Consider the following 19933-nt stretch of genomic DNA (forward strand, 5'->3'; position numbering starts at 1 on the left):
AGTACTGTATTTTTTAATACATTCTTGGGAAATTTTTTGACGAATATTACATAAGTAGGACTTACGCAAAAAATTGCTATCGATCGCGAGTCAATCGCTGGATGTTCACGCTTCACCAGCGATGCACATACCTGGAAGGGACAGGCATGGTGTGGATAGTTTGATTTTCTGTTGCTTGTCCGTAAATCTTGACCATTTTCAAAAATCTATGCAAATCTTATAGTCAAACTACTATTAATCTATAGATTTGCCGTAGTATATAAATAAATTATCGAACTAGAAGGATTAAAAGTCACCCAAACCTTGAAATATTTACCCAAATCAGAGTTGGAAGTGGAGGTTCATTGATGTAAGGGCAAGAATTGCTGCAAAGTTTATGGTTGGCTACTGATGAGACTTTTTACATGGAGAGTCTTGAGCCAGAATTCCTCAACTCTTGAATCTTCTATTTTCTCTCTGCGTCCTCCGCATGTCGAGTGCTTCGTTTAAATTTAACCAAGAATATTGCTTATGAACATACAACATCGAAAAATTAACCGCCGATTTTTCCTTACAGCTTTAGGCTCATTTACCACCTCCATATTCTTTGCTAGCTGTAGCCAAAAACAAGCTCAAGTAACTTCAAATACAGCCCAAGCAACTGCACAAAAAGAAGTTATTCAAGTCGGGGTGACGGGAATCATATCTGAAGATATTTTGAAGTTTGTAAATACTAAACTAGCACCTCAGGAAGGATTAGAAGTAAAAGTTGTTACCTTTAATGACTGGATACAACCAAATACAGCTTTAAAAGACAAACTAATCGATGCCAATTTTTTTAAACATCGACCTTTCATGAATAATGCTGTCAAAGAACACAAAATCAATTTAGTTCCATTAAATCTAGTTTCATTAAGCACACTTGGTCTTTTCTCAAAAAACCTCAAATCTGTGAATGAGGTTCCCCAAAATGCCACCGTTACAATTGCCAATGACGTGATTAATAATGACTGAGGATTAAGATTACTGGCAAGCAATGGCTTAATTAAACTCAAGGAAAATACCAAGGAATTTGTCACCCAAAGAGACATAGCCGATAATCCGAAAAACTTACAAATAAAGGAAGTAGAAGGAGTCCAAATAGTTCGAGCTATTAATGATGTAGATTTCATTGTTTCTTCGGCTCAAACTGTTGCTCTAGCAGGAATAACACCCCAATCTATGGGACAGTAAACAGCTAAAGATACAAAGTATGCCCTGGCATTATACCAATTCTTTATGAAGCTGCATAGAATTCGATCCCCCCTAGCCCCCCTTAAAAAGGGGGGAATTCAAAGTCCCCCTTTTTAAGGGGGATTTAGGGGGATCAAGATATGTGCAACTTCACATTAAATTGGTATTAGCTATCCGCTAACAGCAATGTTTTCTGTATGACTGGCAGATAGCGTAGCGTATACCCTTCGGGATGCTTCGCTTAGAGCGAGTATTTTCGAGTCGCGTCTGAATAATCGGCGTTTTTGCACCCCCCACACTATGAGTGAGAAATCCGGGGAAAGCAAATACCCTGAGCTATATTGGGTTTTGCGTTGCTCCACCCAACCTACGCATAATCCATCATTCTAGTCGTGTCAGTCCACTACTTTATAATCATCAATGAGTTTTTAGAGTTAAGCGATCGCCTATGTAATATCTCTTAGTTGTAAAACCTGTTGGTAACATCGTTATTTTTTAGTCAGGTTCGGGAACTCTATAAATACGGTTCAGCAATTCGCCCAGCGCAAGCTTTCTGTCGGGTGTGGGCTGTTCTGAATCGTGTTGCAACGATATTTGGAGTTTTGAGGATCGGCTGATGGATAAATCAATTATTCAGTTGGTTGACGAGTTACCGACTGACAATATCACTGTCAAAGTTTTAAAAGCTCTTGATTATGTAGCACCAGGTGAGTGGAGCAATTTGACGGGGTTTGACAATAATATTCGCACCATTACTGGAGAAACCGATGCTAAGGTAATTCAGAAAATCCGCGATCGCGCCGTAACCTTATACCAAGATCCTCAACAAGGCTATCAGTTCGCAATCAAACTTTATCAAACAATTGATAAAGCAGACACAGCTATGGCAGCGGCGGCTTTAGCGAATAAAGTTAGTGAGAAAATCGGCTTTCTGTCTTTTTTAGGGAATATTACTCCCAAGGCTGATGTCACTCAATCCATTGACTTGGTACTAAAAATAGCTGTCGAAATCATTGCCTTTTGTAAAATAAATGGCATTCCTCAACCTAATCCCCAAGAGTTTGCTAATTCTCTCGCTAACAACTATCAAAATGCATCCCTAATGCGGATGGTAGCTCTAGTTTGTCTAGATGGAATTCTCCCATTAGGCCCCGATTTTCTCAGCAAAATTCAGGGAGTTATTAGCGGTACTGATACGAACGCAATAACTCAAAATCCGGTTTTCTTAGCCGTTAATAACTTTCTCCCAGGTAGTAACCCCTCTGATAAAGTTGGTTTTATCAGTCAGGGTTTCAACTCTGTGCAAGGCTGGATGAATAACTTAGTATCTAAGACAGGCGTAACTCCGCAATCAATTTCTAGCAATTTGGGTAATTTTATTCAGATTGCTGATGATAATTTAGATTTTGTTGCAGCATTCCTAGATCAAACTACCAATTACTATGAGCATACGGGAATTCAAACTGTTGCTCGCAGTTTAATTTTGCAAGCATACACTTTAGTAAAAGAAGAAATTAAACAAGAGGAGCAAAAGCCGATCCGAGATGTCTCATCTGCTGTTAAGTCAGATAAGAATCAGTATGAAGTAAGCAAAACAGTAGAAGTCTGGGATAGTGAGGACGAAGATTGGTATCAAGGAACAATTGAAAAAATCCAAGATGACCAATTCTTTATTCATTACCTTGGTTACGGTTCATCTTATGACGAGTGGGTAGGCGAAGATGACATTCGGACTCGCGATCTTCGCTCCGCTGATGAGAATGGATATGCAGTAGGTCAAAAGGTCAAATGTTGGGATGATGAGCAAGAGGCTTGGTATTCCGCCACGATTGAGAAAATCCAAGGTCAGCAATATTATCTTCACTACGTTGGTTATGATTCATCTTATGACGAGTGGGTTGATAATGATGAGATTTCCTAACTATTGAATTAGCAGGGGGGCCGACGAGATGAATATCTCTGATGGGCTATTTGGCGTCGCGCCCCGTCCTAGCATATAGTACTTTTAAAAATTCATAATTGACATCTATTGTTTCGGTCATCTAGCTTCCTACTGGATGGAGATTAGAATTCCTCTTCAGACAAGAATGGTTCAAATGAGTGGTAAGCCTCATAATTACGAAAATGTCTAGCGTATAAGTCAACACCATCACTAGTTGAGTCAAAGTCATCATACAATACTGAATTAACATCTACCACCTGTTTCAAAGACCAGGTAATAGTTTCTCCATCCTCATTTTTATAGCTGACTTCTTCTTTTTTCGCATAAATTCTGGCCTTTTCTTGAGCTTTCTCTAAAGAACTAGCTTTGAGCAGCACAAAGCATTCCTGGTACAACGGTTGATAATCCGGTGCATTGGAAGATGATTCATAAAGAACCACCGCAATGTAAAAGGATTCTGTTTTATCTGGACTTTCGGGTTTCATCCAATATTCTCCGAGACTACTTCTTGAATCTACCATCATTCAATAACTTCCAAGCCCTTTTACCTGCGGCTGTTCTGTTGTTTTTGATATCTTCTAAATAAGAGTTTAAATACTCGCTGGGAAATTCCCGTCTAATTGATGCTTTGCGGCACGCACTAATAAAAGTATCAGCGAATAAACTTAAGTTTTCATTTGCTTCACAACTCCCACCGGGTCTAACTTGACTTATTACTAAGGACAGCTTGAATAAATGTGTATTCTTGAAAGCATATGTCACAGTCTGGGAATGGGTAGCAATCGGTTGCAGAACTAATCCCACTGCGAAAAGACCAACCAGTGGGTTGTGTAGACGTTTTTGTAGCATTATGATGAAATTTAAGCGAATTTGATAGAAATCCTAGTTTCTCTAAATACCATTCATACCGTAATTTCTGGTAAAAATTTATAAATGTGTTCAAAAAACTACATTTATCACAATCAGTTAGGTAATATTTCTAGCTACTGACAATTGCAGGTGCTTCCATCGTTAATTGTTCAGGTGAACTACTAATGAGAAATTCATAGACACTGTAATTGATAATTCATAATTATGTTTAATCTGGATATTTTCAACCCGCATGAAGCAAGACTGCTTGTACAAGTACCAAGGGACTTCCAAATAAAAAAATATCCAATTAACTCCTTCCTGTGGGGTGGGCGACACGAGATCCCAGTTTATATGGCGCTCATTTTGCCCACCCCACAATATTGGATAATTTATTTCTTGGAGTTCCCCAAGTACAAACCCTTTTCAATTACAATTACGAATTACGAATTATCTTGACACTTGCGCTACGATATCCCCTATTGCTTGCGTGCAATGTAGGTGAGGAGTAGTACAGGTTAAACACATGATTGAAGAAATCAATACACAGAATACCCGAAATCTAGTAGCGATCGCAGACCAATTCGCCCAACTAAGTAATGTTACAGGCGTTAAAGCATTTGGAAGTGGTAATATAAATGACACATTTCTGGTAACTCTAAATTCTTCAGAAGAACAGCATTTTGTCCTGCAACGCATCAACACACAGGTGTTTCGTCAGCCACAACTGATTATGCAGAATATGCGTACCTTCACTGAGCATGTTCGCAAACGGTTGCAGCATACACCTCTGAATCGTCGCTGGGAAGTGCCACGCGTACTATTGACCAAAAACGCTCAAGACTACTGGAAGGATGGAGATGGCTCATTTTGGCGGGCGATTAGCTTTATTGAAGGTTCCCAGTCCTTTGATACTATGAGCGATCGCTCCCACGCCAAAGAAATCGGTTATGCCTTGGGGATGTTCCACAATTTAATCAGCGATTTACCACCAGAAAAACTTGCTGATACCCTTGAAGGATTCCATATTACACCGCTTTATCTCCAGCATTACGAGGAAGTTTTGGCGAAAACTAATGCGCGTCAATCTGCTGAAGTTAATTATTGCTTGCAGTTTGTTAGCGATCGCCAAACCTTTGCACATATCCTAGAAAATGCCAAAGCTGAAGGCAAACTACCTCTGCGTCTGATGCACGGCGATCCAAAAATCAATAACGTGATGTTTGACACTGCCACCCAGCAAGCCGTCAGCGTCATAGACCTAGACACTGTTAAACCCGGTCTGGTACATTACGATATTGGCGATTGTTTGCGATCGGGCTGCAATCCGGCTGGAGAAGAAACTGAGAATTGGGAAAGTGTTTGTTTCGATACTGACCTGTGTCAGGAAATTCTACAGGGTTATCTCTCTGTGGCCAAGGCATTTCTTACTGAGAATGATTATGCCTATATATACGATGCCATCCGTCTCATTGCCTTTGAACTAGGATTGAGATTCTTTGCTGATTATTTAGCAGGAAATGTTTACTTCAAAGTCAAACATCCAGAACATAACTTGGCAAGAGCGATCATCCAGTTTAAGCTTACCGAAAGTATTGAATCTCAAGAAACGCAGATTCGTAACATTATCAAAGATATGAAATGAACGAACAGACATTTTCCCTGCAACCCTTCCCCTCTACCGAGTCCTTTCCTAATTTAAAAATTGCAGGCAATATCGCTCGAAATTCTAATCAACTTACCATCTGCTACACTCTTGAAGGCAATTTAAAAGAAATTGAGTTGGTAAAGCCTGTAGCGGATCGCCGAGAAGATATTGCCCCACCAGCAAACACGCCATCACGCAAGCATGAATTGTGGAAAGAAACCTGCTTTGAGTTCTTTCTTGGCATCAAAGATGCTCAACGATATTGGGAATTTAACCTTTCCCCCGCCGGACACTGGAATGTCTATCGCTTTGATGGCTACCGTCAACGGATGCAAGAGGAAACAGCTTTTGAAAATCTACCGTTTAATGTTGACAATCAAGCTGATAGTTTAGTACTGACTTTAAATGTCGATTTGGATAAAATCATCTCTGTGGAGCAAGCTATTGAAGTTGGTATTACGACTGTCATCAAACATAAAGATGGTGAGGTGACTTACTGGGCGTTAACTCATCGAGGCGCGGAGGCTGACTTTCATATTCGAGAGAGTTTTATTGTTAAGTTGTAAAGACTGGTATTCAAAACGAGAAGCGCTATAATCGCGTCTTTAGCAACTAATAACTAAATCCTTATGGCAAACACTATTTCAATTACCGATTCTCCAGTTCCCAATCCTGTCCCTAAACCAACAATTATCCGTTTGGAGAACATCTTTAAAATATATGGCAGTGGCGAAACTGAAGTCAAAGCACTCAACGATGTGAATTTGACTATCCACGAGGGCGAATATTGTTCAATTATGGGGCCTTCTGGTTCTGGGAAATCCACAGCCATGAATATTATCGGTTGTCTAGACAGACCCACCGGCGGACATTATTACTTAGATAATATTGATGTGGCGCAAATGGATGATAAATCCTTGGCACACATCCGCAATAAAAAACTGGGGTTTGTCTTCCAACAATTCCATCTATTACCCCAACTCACAGCATTAGAAAATGTGATGCTGCCAATGGTATATGCTAGCGTGAGTCCAAAAGAAAGAAGCGATCGCGCTACAGTTGCACTGACGCGAGTCGGTTTAGCAAATCGCCTCAACAACAAACCAACTCAACTATCTGGTGGACAACAACAAAGAGTAGCGATCGCACGAGCCATTGTCAATCGTCCTGTAGTACTCCTAGCCGATGAACCCACAGGCGCACTTGATTCGCGCACAACCCAAGAAGTCTTAGATATTTTTGGCGAACTCAATAGCAGTGGGATCACCGTTGTCATGGTAACTCATGAACCAGAAGTTGCTCGTCAAACCCAGCGCATCGTTTGGTTCCGTGATGGTGAAGTTGTACACTCCAACCTCACCCCAGCCGACTTGAGTCAGTTGGCTGTCTCGTAGGTTCTTCAAGTCCGCGTAGGCGGACTACCCTGCGGGAAGCCGCAAAGCGTCTATGTTTGTGTAGCCGCGACTTCTAGTCGCCAAGGCTGATTACAAACTTGGGGTTTTCCCCGTTTCTGCTTGCGTTGCGATCGGCTTGACATCGGTGTAACCCAATTCACCAGCTATTGTCCGAAACACCGACATTTGCTCCTCAAAATCTAGTCCTTCAATTTGGGAAACCAGATCATTTATTGCCTTACTTGCCTGATAGCTAGCTGGTAAGTCCACCACCGTATCCCCCATAGCTACCGCCCAAGTATACCAAACTAACAGCTGGTTGTTTTCTTTTATCGCTCCATAAGCACGAGAATATTCTGTGTCTTTGCGGTTAACAATATCCCGCATAATATCTAGTTGCTGCTCATCGGATAATTCAAAATAATCTCCTAGCAGGAGTGGCGCTAACTCTGGTTCGGCCGCAGCGGGAGCAGCTGGCGTGATGGAATCACCCATTTTTTCATAAACAAAATAGAACCAAGCTAATTTTGCATCGGTATCTAAGGCGTTAAACGCGTCTACCAAGTTTTGAGTTTCATTGCTCTGAGCTTGAGAAATAGTTTTGTCGTAACTGGCAGTCATTATTATTTGTCTCCAACATTATTTAACAGACCAAACTAAGTGTTACCAGAGTTTGAGAAGCAGATTCTAGTACCAATAGAAAGAGTTAAATTAATTGGAAATTGCTACTTTAATCTACCTTTTAATAGAGGTAAAAATCTCTCTCAAGGAAGCAACAAAGCCGCGAATTGCTTTGCTATGATTACCCAAGTAAGCAATTAAACATTTAGCTTAAGGTTTTAATTATGCCTGATGAGATAAAGCCCAATTTAAATGAATCTCCCACCCATGATTCAGAATTAGCTGCTGAAAGCATAGCTAGTGGTGAAGAAAAAGCACCAACGGTAGATTTTGATGCGGATTATGCAGCTGCACAACAATTCAGCGTCAGTGAAGTTGATCGCACAGGTAAAGGTGGAGCAGCAGCCGAAGCAGCCACAGCACCTAAATATAAAACCTCTAAGCCACAAGAGACAAAAACTGAAGCGCAGTCAACTGGTAATCCTAAAGATTATGCAGAGTTAGCAAAAGAAGTTGGTAATTCTAAAACTGAGGGTGTAACTAATGTCAGTGATGATTTAGTAAAACAAGCTTTAGAAAAGGGTGAACGGAAAAATTAAGTTTTCCTGATATCTTGCTATTTTGTAAGATGGGCAATGTCACAAATATTAAAATTGAAGTTTTCGTCATTGGTAGACATTGTCCACTCGACTTTTTTAGCCATTTATCAATAGTTAAGATTTTCACTAATTAACGACTATTCATCACTTCTAGTAGTTCACTAGGTAGCTGAATTAAATAATCTGGATTTTGCTTGGCGAGTACTTCCGGTGAGTTAAAGCCCCAAGTCACTGCAATCACTTGAATATTTGCTTTCTTTGATGCTTCTATATCTCTGGTTTCGTCTCCGACATAAATCACTTCTTGAGGTTTGAGTTGCTTTTGCCTCAATACATTATTAATAATCGTTGTTTTACCAAAAATTGTAATTCCTGAATATATAAAATCAAATAGGTGATTTAAATCATTAATTGTCAGAAATTGTGTAACATTTTCTTTAGAATTAGAAGTAATAATTCCCAGTTTATATCCATGATTTTGGAGTTCTATTAATGCTTCTTTAATTCCCGGAATTGGCTTTAATTCTGGGATTTTGTTTTTTAACTCTCCTTTAACTTTTTTAACTAGAAAAGGGATTTTAAATAGAGAAACTCCTGAATACTTAATTATCTCCCTAGATGTTAAGTTCTTGAGGAGGGATAATTGCTCTGGGCTTATTTGTCTATAACCAAAGTCTACAGCTAGACGATTAGCAATGCTTACAAGGGCATCTACTGTATCAGCAATTGTGCCATCAAAATCAAAAATAATTACTTTCGGGGTCATTCTTTGCCTGGATGCGTCAAGATTAGCTAGGGCGTTGCGTCGTAACATTTCTGGCTTAATCCGCCGCAGGGCAGATGCTCGAAATCGTTGATCCCAATCCTGATCTGAGATTTGGGCTAATTCTAGCAGGTGGGGAGCAATATTCACTGGATTTGGCTGAAACTCTGCAATATCAGTTGTGTTGGCAAAACGTTGATTCCAAGGACAAACATCTTGGCAAATATCACAACCAGCAACCCAGCCTTGCAAATGAGGTGTAACTGTCTTTGGTAATTCCTCTGCCCGATTTTCAATGGTATGATAAGCAATGCAGCGATTAGCATCCACGACAAAAGGCTGAGTAATTGCACCTGTGGGACAAGCCTGAAGACAACGAGTACAGCTACCGCAGTGTTCTGTATGCGGGCGATCGCTCTCTAATTCTAAATTGGTCAAAACTTCTCCCAAAAATACCCAAGAGCCATATTCCCGTGTAATCACATTACCATTCTTGGCAATCCAACCAATTCCAGCCAGTTGAGCCAATATTTTATCTTGCACCGGGCCGGTGTCTGCATAATAACGAGCTATCACACCTGTATCAAGTGATTCTAACCATGTAGCTAGCTGCTTGAGTTTTTTATGCATCACCTTGTGATAATCCCTTCCCCAGCCATAACGGGAAATTTTGGCGTATTCCTCGCCATCGGGACGTTGATGTGGTGTGTAATAATTCAGCGCCACACATACTATCGATCGCACTTCTGGCATCACTAAATGGATATCCTGACGTTTCGGGTTAGCCATCCATCCCATATCGGCGTGATAACCCAGTTCAATCCATGCTTGCAACCTCTGCGCTTCTGTGGCATTTACCCCATCTGCGGCAGCAATTCCAACTTTGTGAAAGCCCAACTCGCTGGCTTTGTCTTTGACTACACTGCTGCTTGTTATGGAATAATGATTCATTTTTTTATTTGGATTTTGCCTAACTAAAGGCGTTATAATCTTACATTACGTAGTTTGTAACTTTAATTAAGATTTATTAATCCTCTTATACATGCCAGTTTTAAGCTGCTAGGCAGCTTAAAACTTCCATCGTGAGGAAGATTTACCAAGATGTAGCAATCTATCTCAACAGCGGCTTTCTTTTTACCTATTTTTGTACTGAAATTAATATTCAGATAGCATAATACAGGTAATTCCTATGACCTCTCGTGAATTGATATCTCTAACCCAGTTGAAAGAAGAATTCCAGATAGATGGAATTACAGAAACAAGCATACTGAGTTATTTTGAAACCTTAAATGCAGGAGAATTTGAGGCAACTGCTGCCTTATTTGCAGTAGATGGTGTGATGCGTCCACCATTTGAATCTGATATTGTGGGGAAAGATGCGATCGCAGCCTACTTAAAAGAAGAAGGCCAAAATATCAAAGCTTACCCCAACACAGGAATAGCCGAGACTTTAGAAAACGGTGACATCCAAATCCAGATAACAGGCAAAGCCAAAACTTCATGGTGTAGTGTGAATGTTTTGTGGTTATTTATCCTCAACCAACAACAGCAAATTTTTTATACTAGAATCAAACTTTTAGCTTCTCCCCAAGAGTTACTTTCTTTACGTCGTGAAAAATAGCAAATAACTATAAAGGCTTATAGCGTTTGTTTACTGGACTAATTCGGGTAAAGTTGCTTGTAATTTCAGACAGTTAGCGCCATCAACTTGCAACTGGTAATCTACTTTATCCATGAGACGATTCATAATCAGCCAACCATAACCACCTTCTTGTTTTTCCAATGGGTTTGGAGCATAGTAGTTAGACATATCAAAGCCTTCGCCATAGTCCCAAACTTCTAAGGCAAGATCCCGGTCTTTCACTTCCAAACGCAGTAAAATCGGTAAATTTGGTTTGTCTTTGTGGGCATGACGGACTGCATTTGAGTAGGCTTCTACTAAAGCCAGTCTCAAACGACTTGATTGCCGCGACCAATCCACAGATTCTCCTAGCTGAATTTTCAAACATCCCAGCAACCAGTTTTCGACAATATTCAGAAAATTCAAGTCACTTGGTACATGAAGCTCACTTTTCATGACTTACAAAATCTCCAGCGAAAGTATAGTTTGATCGTCTTCTTGAATGTGATTATCTGCCTGGATGCGAGCTAGTAAATGGTTAAGAGAAAGTGGTTGTTGCTCTTGTTGTAAAAGTTGCCAAAGACCATCTTGATTCAGCATGGAACGGTTAATGACCTCAACACCAGACCCGTTTTTTACTGTTAAATCAGAATCATTTGAGATCATTGCCTCTGTAATTCCATCACTGGCTAGTAACAATGTATCTCCAGCATCGAGAACCAAACGACCAGATTGTGCCTGCCACTTGGGCAAGATTCCCAAAGGAACGCTGCGGACTTTGAGGTAATTAGGATTGTTAGCTAAAACGTCTTGGCGTGACCATAATAGTGGATAGATATGACCGGCATTAGTGTAGACGAGTTCCTTAGTGCTAGGGGTATAACAGGCTAACACAAGGGTGATGAAATAATTGTTGCTAATTAAATCTTCACTCAGAGCGTGGTTGAGGTTTTGCATGACCACATTTGGCTCGGCTGGCGTTTCTTGAGATAATTCTCGGCGCAACACTGAAATAATACTAGCCATGAATAAAGCAGCTGGAACGCCCTTGCCAGAAACATCACCCACTGCTAACCACAAATCGCCTTTGGGATGAACAAACACTTCAAAGAAATCGCCTCCTACTTCCCGCGCCGGATAGCAGCAAGCTTGTACCTTCACACCTTTGATGTCAGGTAAACTTTGGCGTAGCAAGTTGTATTGAATTTGACGAGCCACCTCCAACTCATTGTGAATCTGCTGTTGCTTTTCTTGGAGGCGCTGGTAGAGTTTTGCTTGAGAGAGAGCTAAGGCTGCTTGTTCGGCAACACCTGCAATCAGTTGGATATCTTCGTCTTGCCAAGGGCGATCGCTTCCCCATTGGTGGAGGGCCAGCACAGCCAATAGATGCTGCTGATAGCTAAGTGGCACAACCAGATGGTGACAAGGAATACCGTCATATATATCTTGAGCAAGTTGATAATGACGGGTTTCCAGCACTTTTTCGATTAAAATACTGGGATCGAAGAAGCAATCTGATACAGGAGATTGAGGATCGCGGTACAAAAACTGGTCTTGTATCAGGCGATCGCCCTCTACTGGTCTTAGCAAGCAACTGGTAGCTTCAAACGTTTGTCCAATAGTTGCCACAATTTTTTGCAGCATACTGTCGTAGTCTAAAGACTCCCGAATTGCCGTTGTTACCGCATTAAACAAAGATTCTCGTCGTAGGGCCCGACGCAACTCTTGGGTGCGCTTCTTAACTAGGCGATATGTATCAGTGGCTTGCTCAACTAACGCTCTCAGCCGATCCGGATTCCAGGGTTTGGTAATGTATTTAAATACCTGACCGGAGTTAATTGCATCCACCAAATCTTCGACATCAGTAAAACCAGTTAACAAAATCCGAATCGTGTCTGGAAAACGTTCTACGGTGCGACTAAAAAATTCAGTGCCATTCATTTCTGGCATTCTTTGGTCAGAAATAATCACCGCCATTTCGCCAAATTGATCCAAGATTTCCATAGCACCAAAGGCATGATTGGCTTTATATACTTGGAAATCTCGCCTAAAAGTGCGGTAGAGTAAATCTAAGTTATCTGGCTCATCATCTACCACCATGAGCTTAAGTTTGTCCACCCCGTTCTCAGCCATATTTGACTTTATTTTTCACATATTTGAATGGCGAGATAGTATGATGTTTATCTCACCTGATAAATAGCAGAAAATCGGAGAAGTCATTAACTTTGAAAATATAACTTTCTCAAAGTTTTGATTTCCCTTGATCATCCTCAATTGTCCATACCAAAATGAATTTTATCCAACTAACCCAGAACGCAAGGCGCGGACTGCTGCTTGGGTACGGTCATCAGCACATAGTTTATTCAAAATATTGCGAACGTGAGTTTTAACAGTTCCAACAGTGATATAAAGTCTTTCTGCTATTACTGCATTACTACAACCTTCGACAATCAACTGTAACACTTCCAATTCCCTTTCTGTCAGGGTGTAAGGTTGAATTCCTTCCAGATTCTCAACATAATCAGGGTTAGAGGCAATAGTCTTAGTATCGACAAAAGCCGATTCCAACTTTTGGGGATTTTGTTGCGCTTGTTGTAATACAATCCGAGCGATCGCGGGATCGATCCAGGCGTTGCCATTGTAAGTTACTCGCACTGCTTCCAGCAAATTATCAAATTTGATATCTTTCATACAGTAAGAGTCTGCACCAGCGGCAAAAGCTGCCAACACCGCTTCTTTATTGTCCCGTAGCGTCAAAATTAACACCTTTGTTAGTAGCTGCTGTCCATTAGTAGTAGATTTTACCTCCCGTGTTAACTCAATGCCATCCTTATCTGGTAAACCAATATCTACAATGGCAATATCTGGTCGTACCATTTTTAACATCTTTAGCCCCTCAACAGCATTGGCAGCTTCACCTACAACTTCAATGTCATCTTTTTGTAGTAATGCTGTCCGAATACCTACACGAGTTAGGTCATGATCTTCAATCAGAGCGATACGAATTTTACTCATAGCCAACTTCAGCCCGTTACACTACCTTAACCATAAAGTCGAGTTTCGTGACATACTCCCACACTAACTGCAAGTAGTATAGTGGAGGCTTCTGTTCCCGGAACCAGAGTTGTGAGTTGAGCGTTTTATACTGAGTGAATATTACACTTTAACAATAAATTTGGACTGAATCAGTCCAAGTACAAGCGCCCAAGACTAGTTAGTTTAATTATGCTTTCTATTGTTCAAGGGGGTATCTCTCCTGCCCAAGTTCTAATATAAAAAAATTTGATAAACTTAACATTCAAGCAAAATCTGGTGTGAGGGCTACTCAAGAATAGGCTATGTCTAACAGCAATCAAGCATTTTCAGTGTTGGGAATACCAGTTCATGTAATGGCTAACTATCCAGACTGGTTGTTAGAATGCCTGCACGCAGGCAAGGGAACTCATGTAGTAACGCTCAATGCAGAAATGACTATGCAGGCAGAGCGAAATCAATTATTAGCTCAGGTCATTAAAAATGCTGAACTCGTGATTCCGGATGGAGCGGGGGTTGTTCTGTATTTGCGGTGGCTGTTATGGCAAAAAGTGCAGCGTTTTCCGGGGATTGAGTTAGCAGAAAAGCTTTTGCAAGAACTTGGACAACAGCAGATAAGAGCAAAGGTATTTTTCTATGGAGCAGCGCCGGGAGTGGCTGCAAATGCGGCAGATTTTTGGCAGAAGCAAATTCCAGACCTAAATATAGTAGGCACTCATTCAGGCTACCATTCTCCAGAAGAGGAAGCACAATTGCGAGAAACTCTTGCTCAATTGCAGCCACAAGTGATTTTTGTCGGTTTGGGAGTGCCACGTCAAGAGTTATGGATTGCCGAAAACCGCCATTTGTGTCCCCAAGCAATTTGGATTGGCGTTGGTGGCAGTTTTGATATTTGGTCGGGAACTAAAACTCGCGCTCCCGCCTGGTTAGGAAATAATAATTTGGAATGGTTGTATCGGCTTTATCAAGAACCTTGGCGTTGGCGGCGGATGTTGGCGTTGCCAGAGTTTGCTGTGAAAGCGTTTATTTATCGTTTTACAGCAAAGGGTGCAATTAGTTAAGAGTTAAGAGTTCTGAGTTCTGACTTCTGAGTTCTGACTTCTGAGTTCTGAATTCTGAGTTCTGAATTCTGACTTCTGACTTCTGAATTCTGAATTCTGACTTCTGGGTGCTATTACTTAGTTTGTATTAAAGTCTTCAAAAAATTTTAAATTTTCTTTGTTGAATTTTAAATTCCCAGGCTAAACCTGGGAATCCTTATTTTTGAGGGGAATGTCACATCTCAGTAGGCAAACTGTTTGGGTGTGGGTATGAGGAAAATTTAACAATGCCAGTATTAACAACTCAAGTTAAGACAAAAAAATCCGTTCATAAAGAAGACTGTGAAAGTCAACAGCACGATCGCAATACGATCGCAAAGGTGCAATTGCAATCTGTAACCAAGACCTATACTAACGGCACTCACGCCTTGTTAAATGCGAACCTTGAGGTAAAAAAGGGAGAATTTCTCTTTATCACGGGGCCAAGTGGTTCTGGTAAATCAACCCTCTTGAAACTACTGTATGGTCAAGAGTTAGCTACACAAGGAGAAGTAATTGTTGATGAATGTAATGTAGCGGATTTACGGGGCGATCGCTTGTCATTATTGCGGCGACGGATTGGCATTGTGTTTCAAGACTACAAACTGATTACCCAAAGAACCGTAGCGGAAAATGTGACTTTTGTGCTGCAAGCTCAAGGGTATACCCGTAAAGAAATTCAACGACGTTTAGAACCAACTTTAAAGCTGGTAGGTTTGCTGAGTAAAGCTGACTGCTTTCCAGATCAACTCTCTGGGGGAGAGCAACAACGGGTGAGTATTGCCCGTGCGATCGTTGGTACGCCACCCTTGTTGTTGGCAGATGAGCCTACTGGAAATCTTGATCCAGATAATTCCTGGCAAGTGATCCAGATTCTCCAGAAGTTAAATTCCTTTGGGGCTACAGTAATTGTTACCACACATGATGAACAATTGGTGCGGCGGTGCAATCATCCGGTAGTCCAAGTTCGCAATGGACAGCTATCTCGAAAATAAGTATTGGGGATTGGGGATTGGGGATTGGGTATGGGGCATTGAAAATTAATTAGGACTCTCATCATTCAAACAATGACAAATGACAAATGACAAATGACTAATGACAAATGACTAATAAACGTGATGTTTGACTTTTGCTGAGATGGGTGTGAAAGTTTTTGCTGTTTTGGGGGGTAGCACTTGTAGGCGATCGCAAGTTTGTAAGCTCTTAAAAGCTGCCTCTCGAACTACAGCTTCTTCTTCTCGACTGAGTAGGAGTTGCAAGCATTGGACAACATCTTGCTGCACTGAAGAATCAACTCGTTGATGGGTGATGACTTTAGTTAGTTGACGTAGGGCAATCAACCGCTTCAATGGATCTTTTTCTGTTAAATTGACCAACAACTGATCGAGGTGGTCTTCTTCTCGATTTTCATAAAAGTTGACAATTTGCCAAACCAATAAAATTAAAGTTAACAGAGTACCCACGCCTTGCGCGATCGCACCAGCGGCAATCCACGGACTGTGAGAGTCAACCCAAATTGCTGCTGCCATGTAAGTGCTGACAGTACCAATACCACCACTGACGACTGCTAAGGCTAACCGACGATTTGAACTATTTAAAAAATTGCGTATTTTTGACCAGCGCAATTGCCAGTCCCACTCCTGCATTGAGTAAACCAATACCATTACTCCAATGCCGACTAAGAGAGCCAATAGCAGTTTCCAGTTCCACAACAACATGGCAATGATAATTGTCAGGAACCCAAGAAAGCCCCCAGGGCCAGAGAAGCGCTTAAATGTTTGCTGCTTTATGGCTCCCTTTGTCTTGAGTTTTGGAAGCGGCCAGTTCCAGTTGGGGATCTGGTTGATCAATTGCTGCCAAGAAGACGAAGCCTGTGCCACAGTGTTTACCTACTTGATTACGAAATTACCTATTGTATAAGTTTTACTATGGATGAAGAAAGGATGAAGGCCCAAACTACAAGATGCCCGGTTTTATGGTCGGATAGTAGACTATTACAGCACGGCGCAAATAAAGATACCATTTTTAAATCCCTCAGAGCAAGGGCATTTTGTACGTAAGTGCTAATTAAAGACAAAAACGAAACTGATCAAGGGTGAATTGACCATTAAAAGCACAGAAGGTAACGCTGTAGATGTTATTCACACTTATAGATAATAAGGTATTGGGGGAAATTGCTGAGTCGGAATTGGCAAGATTAGAGCCTGGTAGTGCAGTTTGAGCAAGCAGTTGTCGATTGCGATCGTAGGCGGAAAGCACTAGCCGTTGCGAACTAGTGACAAAGGCGCTAACTGAGTTAACCGGACGCAAGAAAGTAGCTTCTAAAAATCCGCTTTTGGGCGCTCCCATTAACACTGTTAGCCCTGAATAGGTTGGAAATGCTGGATTTGATGGCTGTATTGCTAGAGAATTGTGAAAAATCACTCCCCAGCGTTCATACTGACGCTCAACTGCTTCAAAACACTTCAAGTCTTCTAAGTCTAAACAAATACAAGTAGGTGCAGTTACTTGGGCAACGTCAACTACTGGCTCGATCCGACCCCGCCCAGCTGAAGCTTTAATTTCGTTTTGTATATTAAACTTGTCAAGCGCAAATTTAGCATCTTCAATCGTTGGTATTTTATTTGATTGAAGAGTAGCCTGCTTTACCATGACATCCCGCCTTACTATATACTTAGATAATAATATGATTTATTTATACGTCAAATCTAAATTCTACGTATAAAAGTATGATTAATAGCTTACTAAAATAAGCGTTTTAACTATTTTTTACGCAGAAAATTATTTATTGGTTTTTTGATACACTACCATAAAAACTTGTGCTGGATTTACTCTGGTAGTGATACTCGCTACCATTAAAAAGCCTTATAAAGCAGTAATTTCAACGTAAAGTTACTTTTTATTATGAAAAAAAATCACCAAATCTTTACAAGTAATCCAGTAATTTTATATCTACTTAATCTGACGGTGGTGAGAAGCCTTAAAGTGATTGGTTAGTTGATAATAACAATGAGCGGGGAGCTTGAACTAAACACGTAAGCATCCAGAGTGACTAAAGAAGATGCGGCGAAGGTAAAACACGGGGACATGGAAAAATTATCAAATACTCTCACCCTATCCCCGCGTCCCAGGTCTTTTATTTGACTTGTGCCAACTAATAACTACAGTCAACAAAAAAATACTTATGTTTCAACCACTAGGATTTGAACAACGCTCCATAAATACCTCACTAGGTAGAATGGTATATTATACTGCTGCTGGAGAACCTTGGCTGGATGATGTGACTGCCAAAGATGATCGGGAAACTTTAGTGTTCCTACACGGCTTTGGTGGTGGATCTTCTGCTTATGAGTGGTCGAAAGTTTATCCAGCTTTTGCGGCTGAATATCGGGTGATTGTGCCAGATTTGATTGGTTGGGGTAGGTCTGAGCATCCAGCACGGAGTTATAAGATTGAGGATTATTTGATCACAATTCGGGAGTTTTTCGAGCAGACTTGTACCGGGCCAGTAACAGCGATCGCTTCTTCTTTGACAGGAGCATTTACAATTCGGGTAGCAGCAGATCATCCTGATTTATTCAAGTCTTTAATTCTTACCACCCCCGCCGGACTTTCCGATTTTGGCGAAGACTACTCCCGTAGTTTTTTTGCTCAGTTAGTTAGCGTTCCCGTTGTTGATCGCTTACTTTACAGCGCTGGAATTGCTACCAGTGGAGGTATTCGCGGCTTCTTAGAGCAACGGCAATTTGCTAAATCTAATCGAGTATATGAGGAAATTGTCGATGCTTATCTACAATCCGCCCAACAGCCTAATGCTGAGTATGCAGCACTGTCATTTGTACGTGGCGATTTATGCTTTGATTTATCCCTTTACATTCAACAGTTAACCACCCCCACAGCCATTATTTGGGGACAAAAGTCAGAATTTACAGGGCCCTCAATTGGTCGCCGCCTTGCCGAAATTAATCCCCAAGCAATCCGATTTTTTCAACAATTAGAAGATGTGGGGTTAACACCGCAGTTGGAATTACCAGCAGTGACAATTGGATTAATTCGCAAATATTTGCCTTTGCTTAATTAGCTTATTTAGTAGTAAAAGCCTCATTTAATTTCCTACCTTCTGCACCTCTACTCTTTTCACTCATCCAATTTCAACCATAATTGTGTAGTTGGACTTTTGATTACCAATGCTTACTAAATTAAGGGCGTTGCAAAATAATATTTATATTTTGCAACGCCCTTAATTAAACCTTGATCTTACTTACGAGTTGTGCAGAAAGCTACTTTGCGTCTAAGTTACAAAAATTGACTTTGATATTGTCTATTATGTACACACACGTCTTATATAGTTGTTCTGCACAGTTTTGATTTCACCCAGTTTATGCCAGTTGCCTCTCCTATCAGAGATGGCGAAATATATCAAACAAAATGTGAATGCTATTTGTCAAATCTGATATCAATAACAGTTGCATTGAAGTTGTAGTTAAAGCCTTCTAACTCAAATGGCATACCAATTTTTACTTTACTGCTACCTAGAACTAGTCCGCTTTCAGTGCGTTGGGCTTTACCTTCTAAGGTCAAAAGCATATCTGTACTAAAATTGTTGGTCTTTGGATCTGGTAATTCTTTAACAGTGCCATCAGGTTGGAAAACATTGACTGTTCTAGGTAGCTGTTGAATAGATTTAATCTCAATCTGCCCATAAGGCTGATTGCGGATAATCACATTAGTTTTTCCACCTTTTTTTAAGCCGTTGTTAAATAATTGCTCAGGATCACGTATATTCAAACCCCGAACTAATACGTCTACTTCTACGGGTACTGTTTTCGCACCGACTTGGGCAACAGAACCAGAAGTGCCAGGAAAGACAAAGATGCCAAATATAACTAGCAAAATGACCAGTGCAGCACCTAAATCTAGGAGGTTGATTTTACCGAATAAACGACCTTTGGAATCTAAAATAGCCATAAAAAGTTTTCCGAAGTAATAGCGAAGTAATTGATTGTAGAAAGAAGGTTTTCAATGGGAACGGCAATTTTCCCTATTTGGTAATAACTCAAAGCATCCGGGGATTATGGTTATGCGACAGTTTATCACGAGTTCGCAAGTTCCGAGGAGCGGCAACTAAACCTCAAACTTGTACCTATTAAGACTGACCTATCTAGAAAGTAG

General features: G+C 40.8%; 18 protein-coding genes and 2 pseudogenes. 10 read left to right on the forward strand and 10 right to left on the reverse strand.

Going from position 1 to position 19933, the window contains the following annotated elements:
- The first annotated feature begins 510 nt into the window (after nucleotides 1–510).
- Both RRG12_RS31970 and RRG12_RS31975 read left to right on the forward strand, forming a co-directional pair.
- A pseudogene (locus RRG12_RS31970) lies at nucleotides 511–1212 on the forward strand (MetQ/NlpA family ABC transporter substrate-binding protein).
- A 616-nt stretch (nucleotides 1213–1828) separates the two neighbouring features.
- Nucleotides 1829–3133, forward strand: coding sequence for a Tudor-knot domain-containing protein (locus RRG12_RS31975; RefSeq protein WP_069069251.1), 1305 nt, complete (start codon nucleotides 1829–1831; stop codon nucleotides 3131–3133).
- Nucleotides 3134–3276: 143 nt separating this feature from the next.
- Here RRG12_RS31975 and RRG12_RS31980 read toward each other — a convergent pair whose 3' ends face one another.
- Nucleotides 3277–3678: a DUF4288 domain-containing protein gene (locus RRG12_RS31980; protein WP_420759278.1), complete on the reverse strand. Its 402-nt coding sequence runs from the start codon at nucleotides 3676–3678 to the stop codon at nucleotides 3277–3279.
- 851 nt (nucleotides 3679–4529) lie between these two features.
- On the opposite strand from RRG12_RS31980, the gene RRG12_RS31985 reads away from it, so the two are divergent.
- The 3 genes from RRG12_RS31985 to RRG12_RS31995 all read left to right on the forward strand — a co-directional run bounded on the left by RRG12_RS31985 (nucleotide 4530) and on the right by RRG12_RS31995 (nucleotide 7045).
- Nucleotides 4530–5648 (forward strand): phosphotransferase enzyme family protein, encoded by a 1119-nt coding sequence (locus RRG12_RS31985; RefSeq protein WP_420759279.1) that lies wholly within the window; start codon nucleotides 4530–4532, stop codon nucleotides 5646–5648.
- Nucleotides 5645–6217, forward strand: a complete 573-nt coding sequence (locus tag RRG12_RS31990; protein WP_420759280.1) for a DOMON-like domain-containing protein — start codon at nucleotides 5645–5647, stop codon at nucleotides 6215–6217. The genes RRG12_RS31985 and RRG12_RS31990 overlap by 4 nt, the downstream gene beginning before the upstream one ends.
- Before the next feature lie 63 nt (nucleotides 6218–6280).
- Nucleotides 6281–7045 (forward strand): ABC transporter ATP-binding protein, encoded by a 765-nt coding sequence (locus RRG12_RS31995; RefSeq protein WP_069069247.1) that lies wholly within the window; start codon nucleotides 6281–6283, stop codon nucleotides 7043–7045.
- 90 nt (nucleotides 7046–7135) lie between these two features.
- Here the strand turns inward: RRG12_RS31995 and RRG12_RS32000 are convergent, their stop codons facing one another.
- The gene (locus RRG12_RS32000; protein WP_420759281.1) at nucleotides 7136–7666 is read right to left on the reverse strand and encodes an orange carotenoid protein N-terminal domain-containing protein; all 531 of its coding nucleotides are present in this window, start codon (nucleotides 7664–7666) and stop codon (nucleotides 7136–7138) included.
- A 224-nt stretch (nucleotides 7667–7890) separates the two neighbouring features.
- On the opposite strand from RRG12_RS32000, the gene RRG12_RS32005 reads away from it, so the two are divergent.
- The gene (locus RRG12_RS32005; RefSeq protein WP_069069245.1) at nucleotides 7891–8265 is read left to right on the forward strand and encodes a hypothetical protein; all 375 of its coding nucleotides are present in this window, start codon (nucleotides 7891–7893) and stop codon (nucleotides 8263–8265) included.
- A gap of 130 nt (nucleotides 8266–8395) precedes the next feature.
- On the opposite strand, the gene RRG12_RS32010 is transcribed toward RRG12_RS32005, so the two are convergent.
- Together RRG12_RS32010 and queG are read right to left on the reverse strand one after the other, a co-directional pair.
- Complete coding sequence (locus RRG12_RS32010) at nucleotides 8396–9031, reverse strand: HAD-IA family hydrolase (protein WP_256090864.1); 636 nt, start codon at nucleotides 9029–9031, stop codon at nucleotides 8396–8398.
- A pseudogene (gene queG, locus RRG12_RS32015) lies at nucleotides 9006–9979 on the reverse strand (tRNA epoxyqueuosine(34) reductase QueG). The gene RRG12_RS32010 and the pseudogene queG overlap by 26 nt, the downstream one beginning before the upstream one ends.
- A 238-nt stretch (nucleotides 9980–10217) precedes the next feature.
- Between queG and RRG12_RS32020 the strand changes: the two are divergent.
- Nucleotides 10218–10649 carry a ketosteroid isomerase family protein gene (locus RRG12_RS32020; protein WP_069069243.1) on the forward strand — a complete coding sequence of 144 codons (432 nt, stop codon included), beginning with the start codon at nucleotides 10218–10220 and terminating at the stop codon, nucleotides 10647–10649.
- Between the two features lie 30 nt (nucleotides 10650–10679).
- Here the strand turns inward: RRG12_RS32020 and RRG12_RS32025 are convergent, their stop codons facing one another.
- The 3 genes from RRG12_RS32025 to RRG12_RS32035 form a co-directional block, all read right to left on the reverse strand.
- The gene (locus tag RRG12_RS32025) at nucleotides 10680–11105 is read right to left on the reverse strand and encodes an ATP-binding protein (RefSeq protein WP_069069242.1); all 426 of its coding nucleotides are present in this window, start codon (nucleotides 11103–11105) and stop codon (nucleotides 10680–10682) included.
- A gap of 3 nt (nucleotides 11106–11108) precedes the next feature.
- A complete protein-coding gene (locus RRG12_RS32030) occupies nucleotides 11109–12782 on the reverse strand; it encodes a SpoIIE family protein phosphatase (protein WP_420759282.1) in 1674 nt (557 codons plus the stop codon).
- 162 nt (nucleotides 12783–12944) lie between these two features.
- Nucleotides 12945–13664, reverse strand: a complete 720-nt coding sequence (locus RRG12_RS32035; protein ID WP_069069240.1) for a response regulator transcription factor — start codon at nucleotides 13662–13664, stop codon at nucleotides 12945–12947.
- Between the two features lie 323 nt (nucleotides 13665–13987).
- On the opposite strand from RRG12_RS32035, the gene RRG12_RS32040 reads away from it, so the two are divergent.
- Complete coding sequence (locus RRG12_RS32040; RefSeq protein ID WP_069069239.1) at nucleotides 13988–14743, forward strand: WecB/TagA/CpsF family glycosyltransferase; 756 nt, start codon at nucleotides 13988–13990, stop codon at nucleotides 14741–14743.
- 266 nt (nucleotides 14744–15009) lie between these two features.
- A complete protein-coding gene (gene ftsE / locus RRG12_RS32045; RefSeq protein WP_069069238.1) occupies nucleotides 15010–15756 on the forward strand; it encodes a cell division ATP-binding protein FtsE in 747 nt (248 codons plus the stop codon).
- A 111-nt stretch (nucleotides 15757–15867) separates the two neighbouring features.
- Here the strand turns inward: ftsE and RRG12_RS32050 are convergent, their stop codons facing one another.
- Together RRG12_RS32050 and RRG12_RS32055 are read right to left on the reverse strand one after the other, a co-directional pair.
- A complete protein-coding gene (locus tag RRG12_RS32050) occupies nucleotides 15868–16641 on the reverse strand; it encodes an armadillo-type fold-containing protein (RefSeq protein WP_420759283.1) in 774 nt (257 codons plus the stop codon).
- 187 nt (nucleotides 16642–16828) lie between these two features.
- Nucleotides 16829–17413: a hypothetical protein gene (locus RRG12_RS32055; RefSeq protein ID WP_069069236.1), complete on the reverse strand. Its 585-nt coding sequence runs from the start codon at nucleotides 17411–17413 to the stop codon at nucleotides 16829–16831.
- 532 nt (nucleotides 17414–17945) lie between these two features.
- Here RRG12_RS32055 and RRG12_RS32060 point away from each other — a divergent pair.
- Nucleotides 17946–18842 carry an alpha/beta fold hydrolase gene (locus RRG12_RS32060; RefSeq protein ID WP_069069235.1) on the forward strand — a complete coding sequence of 299 codons (897 nt, stop codon included), beginning with the start codon at nucleotides 17946–17948 and terminating at the stop codon, nucleotides 18840–18842.
- Between the two features lie 356 nt (nucleotides 18843–19198).
- Here the strand turns inward: RRG12_RS32060 and RRG12_RS32065 are convergent, their stop codons facing one another.
- Nucleotides 19199–19729 carry a DUF4330 domain-containing protein gene (locus RRG12_RS32065; protein ID WP_069069234.1) on the reverse strand — a complete coding sequence of 177 codons (531 nt, stop codon included), beginning with the start codon at nucleotides 19727–19729 and terminating at the stop codon, nucleotides 19199–19201.
- Nucleotides 19730–19933 lie beyond the last annotated feature (204 nt).

Source organism: Nostoc sp. CALU 546, from assembly GCF_048836525.1.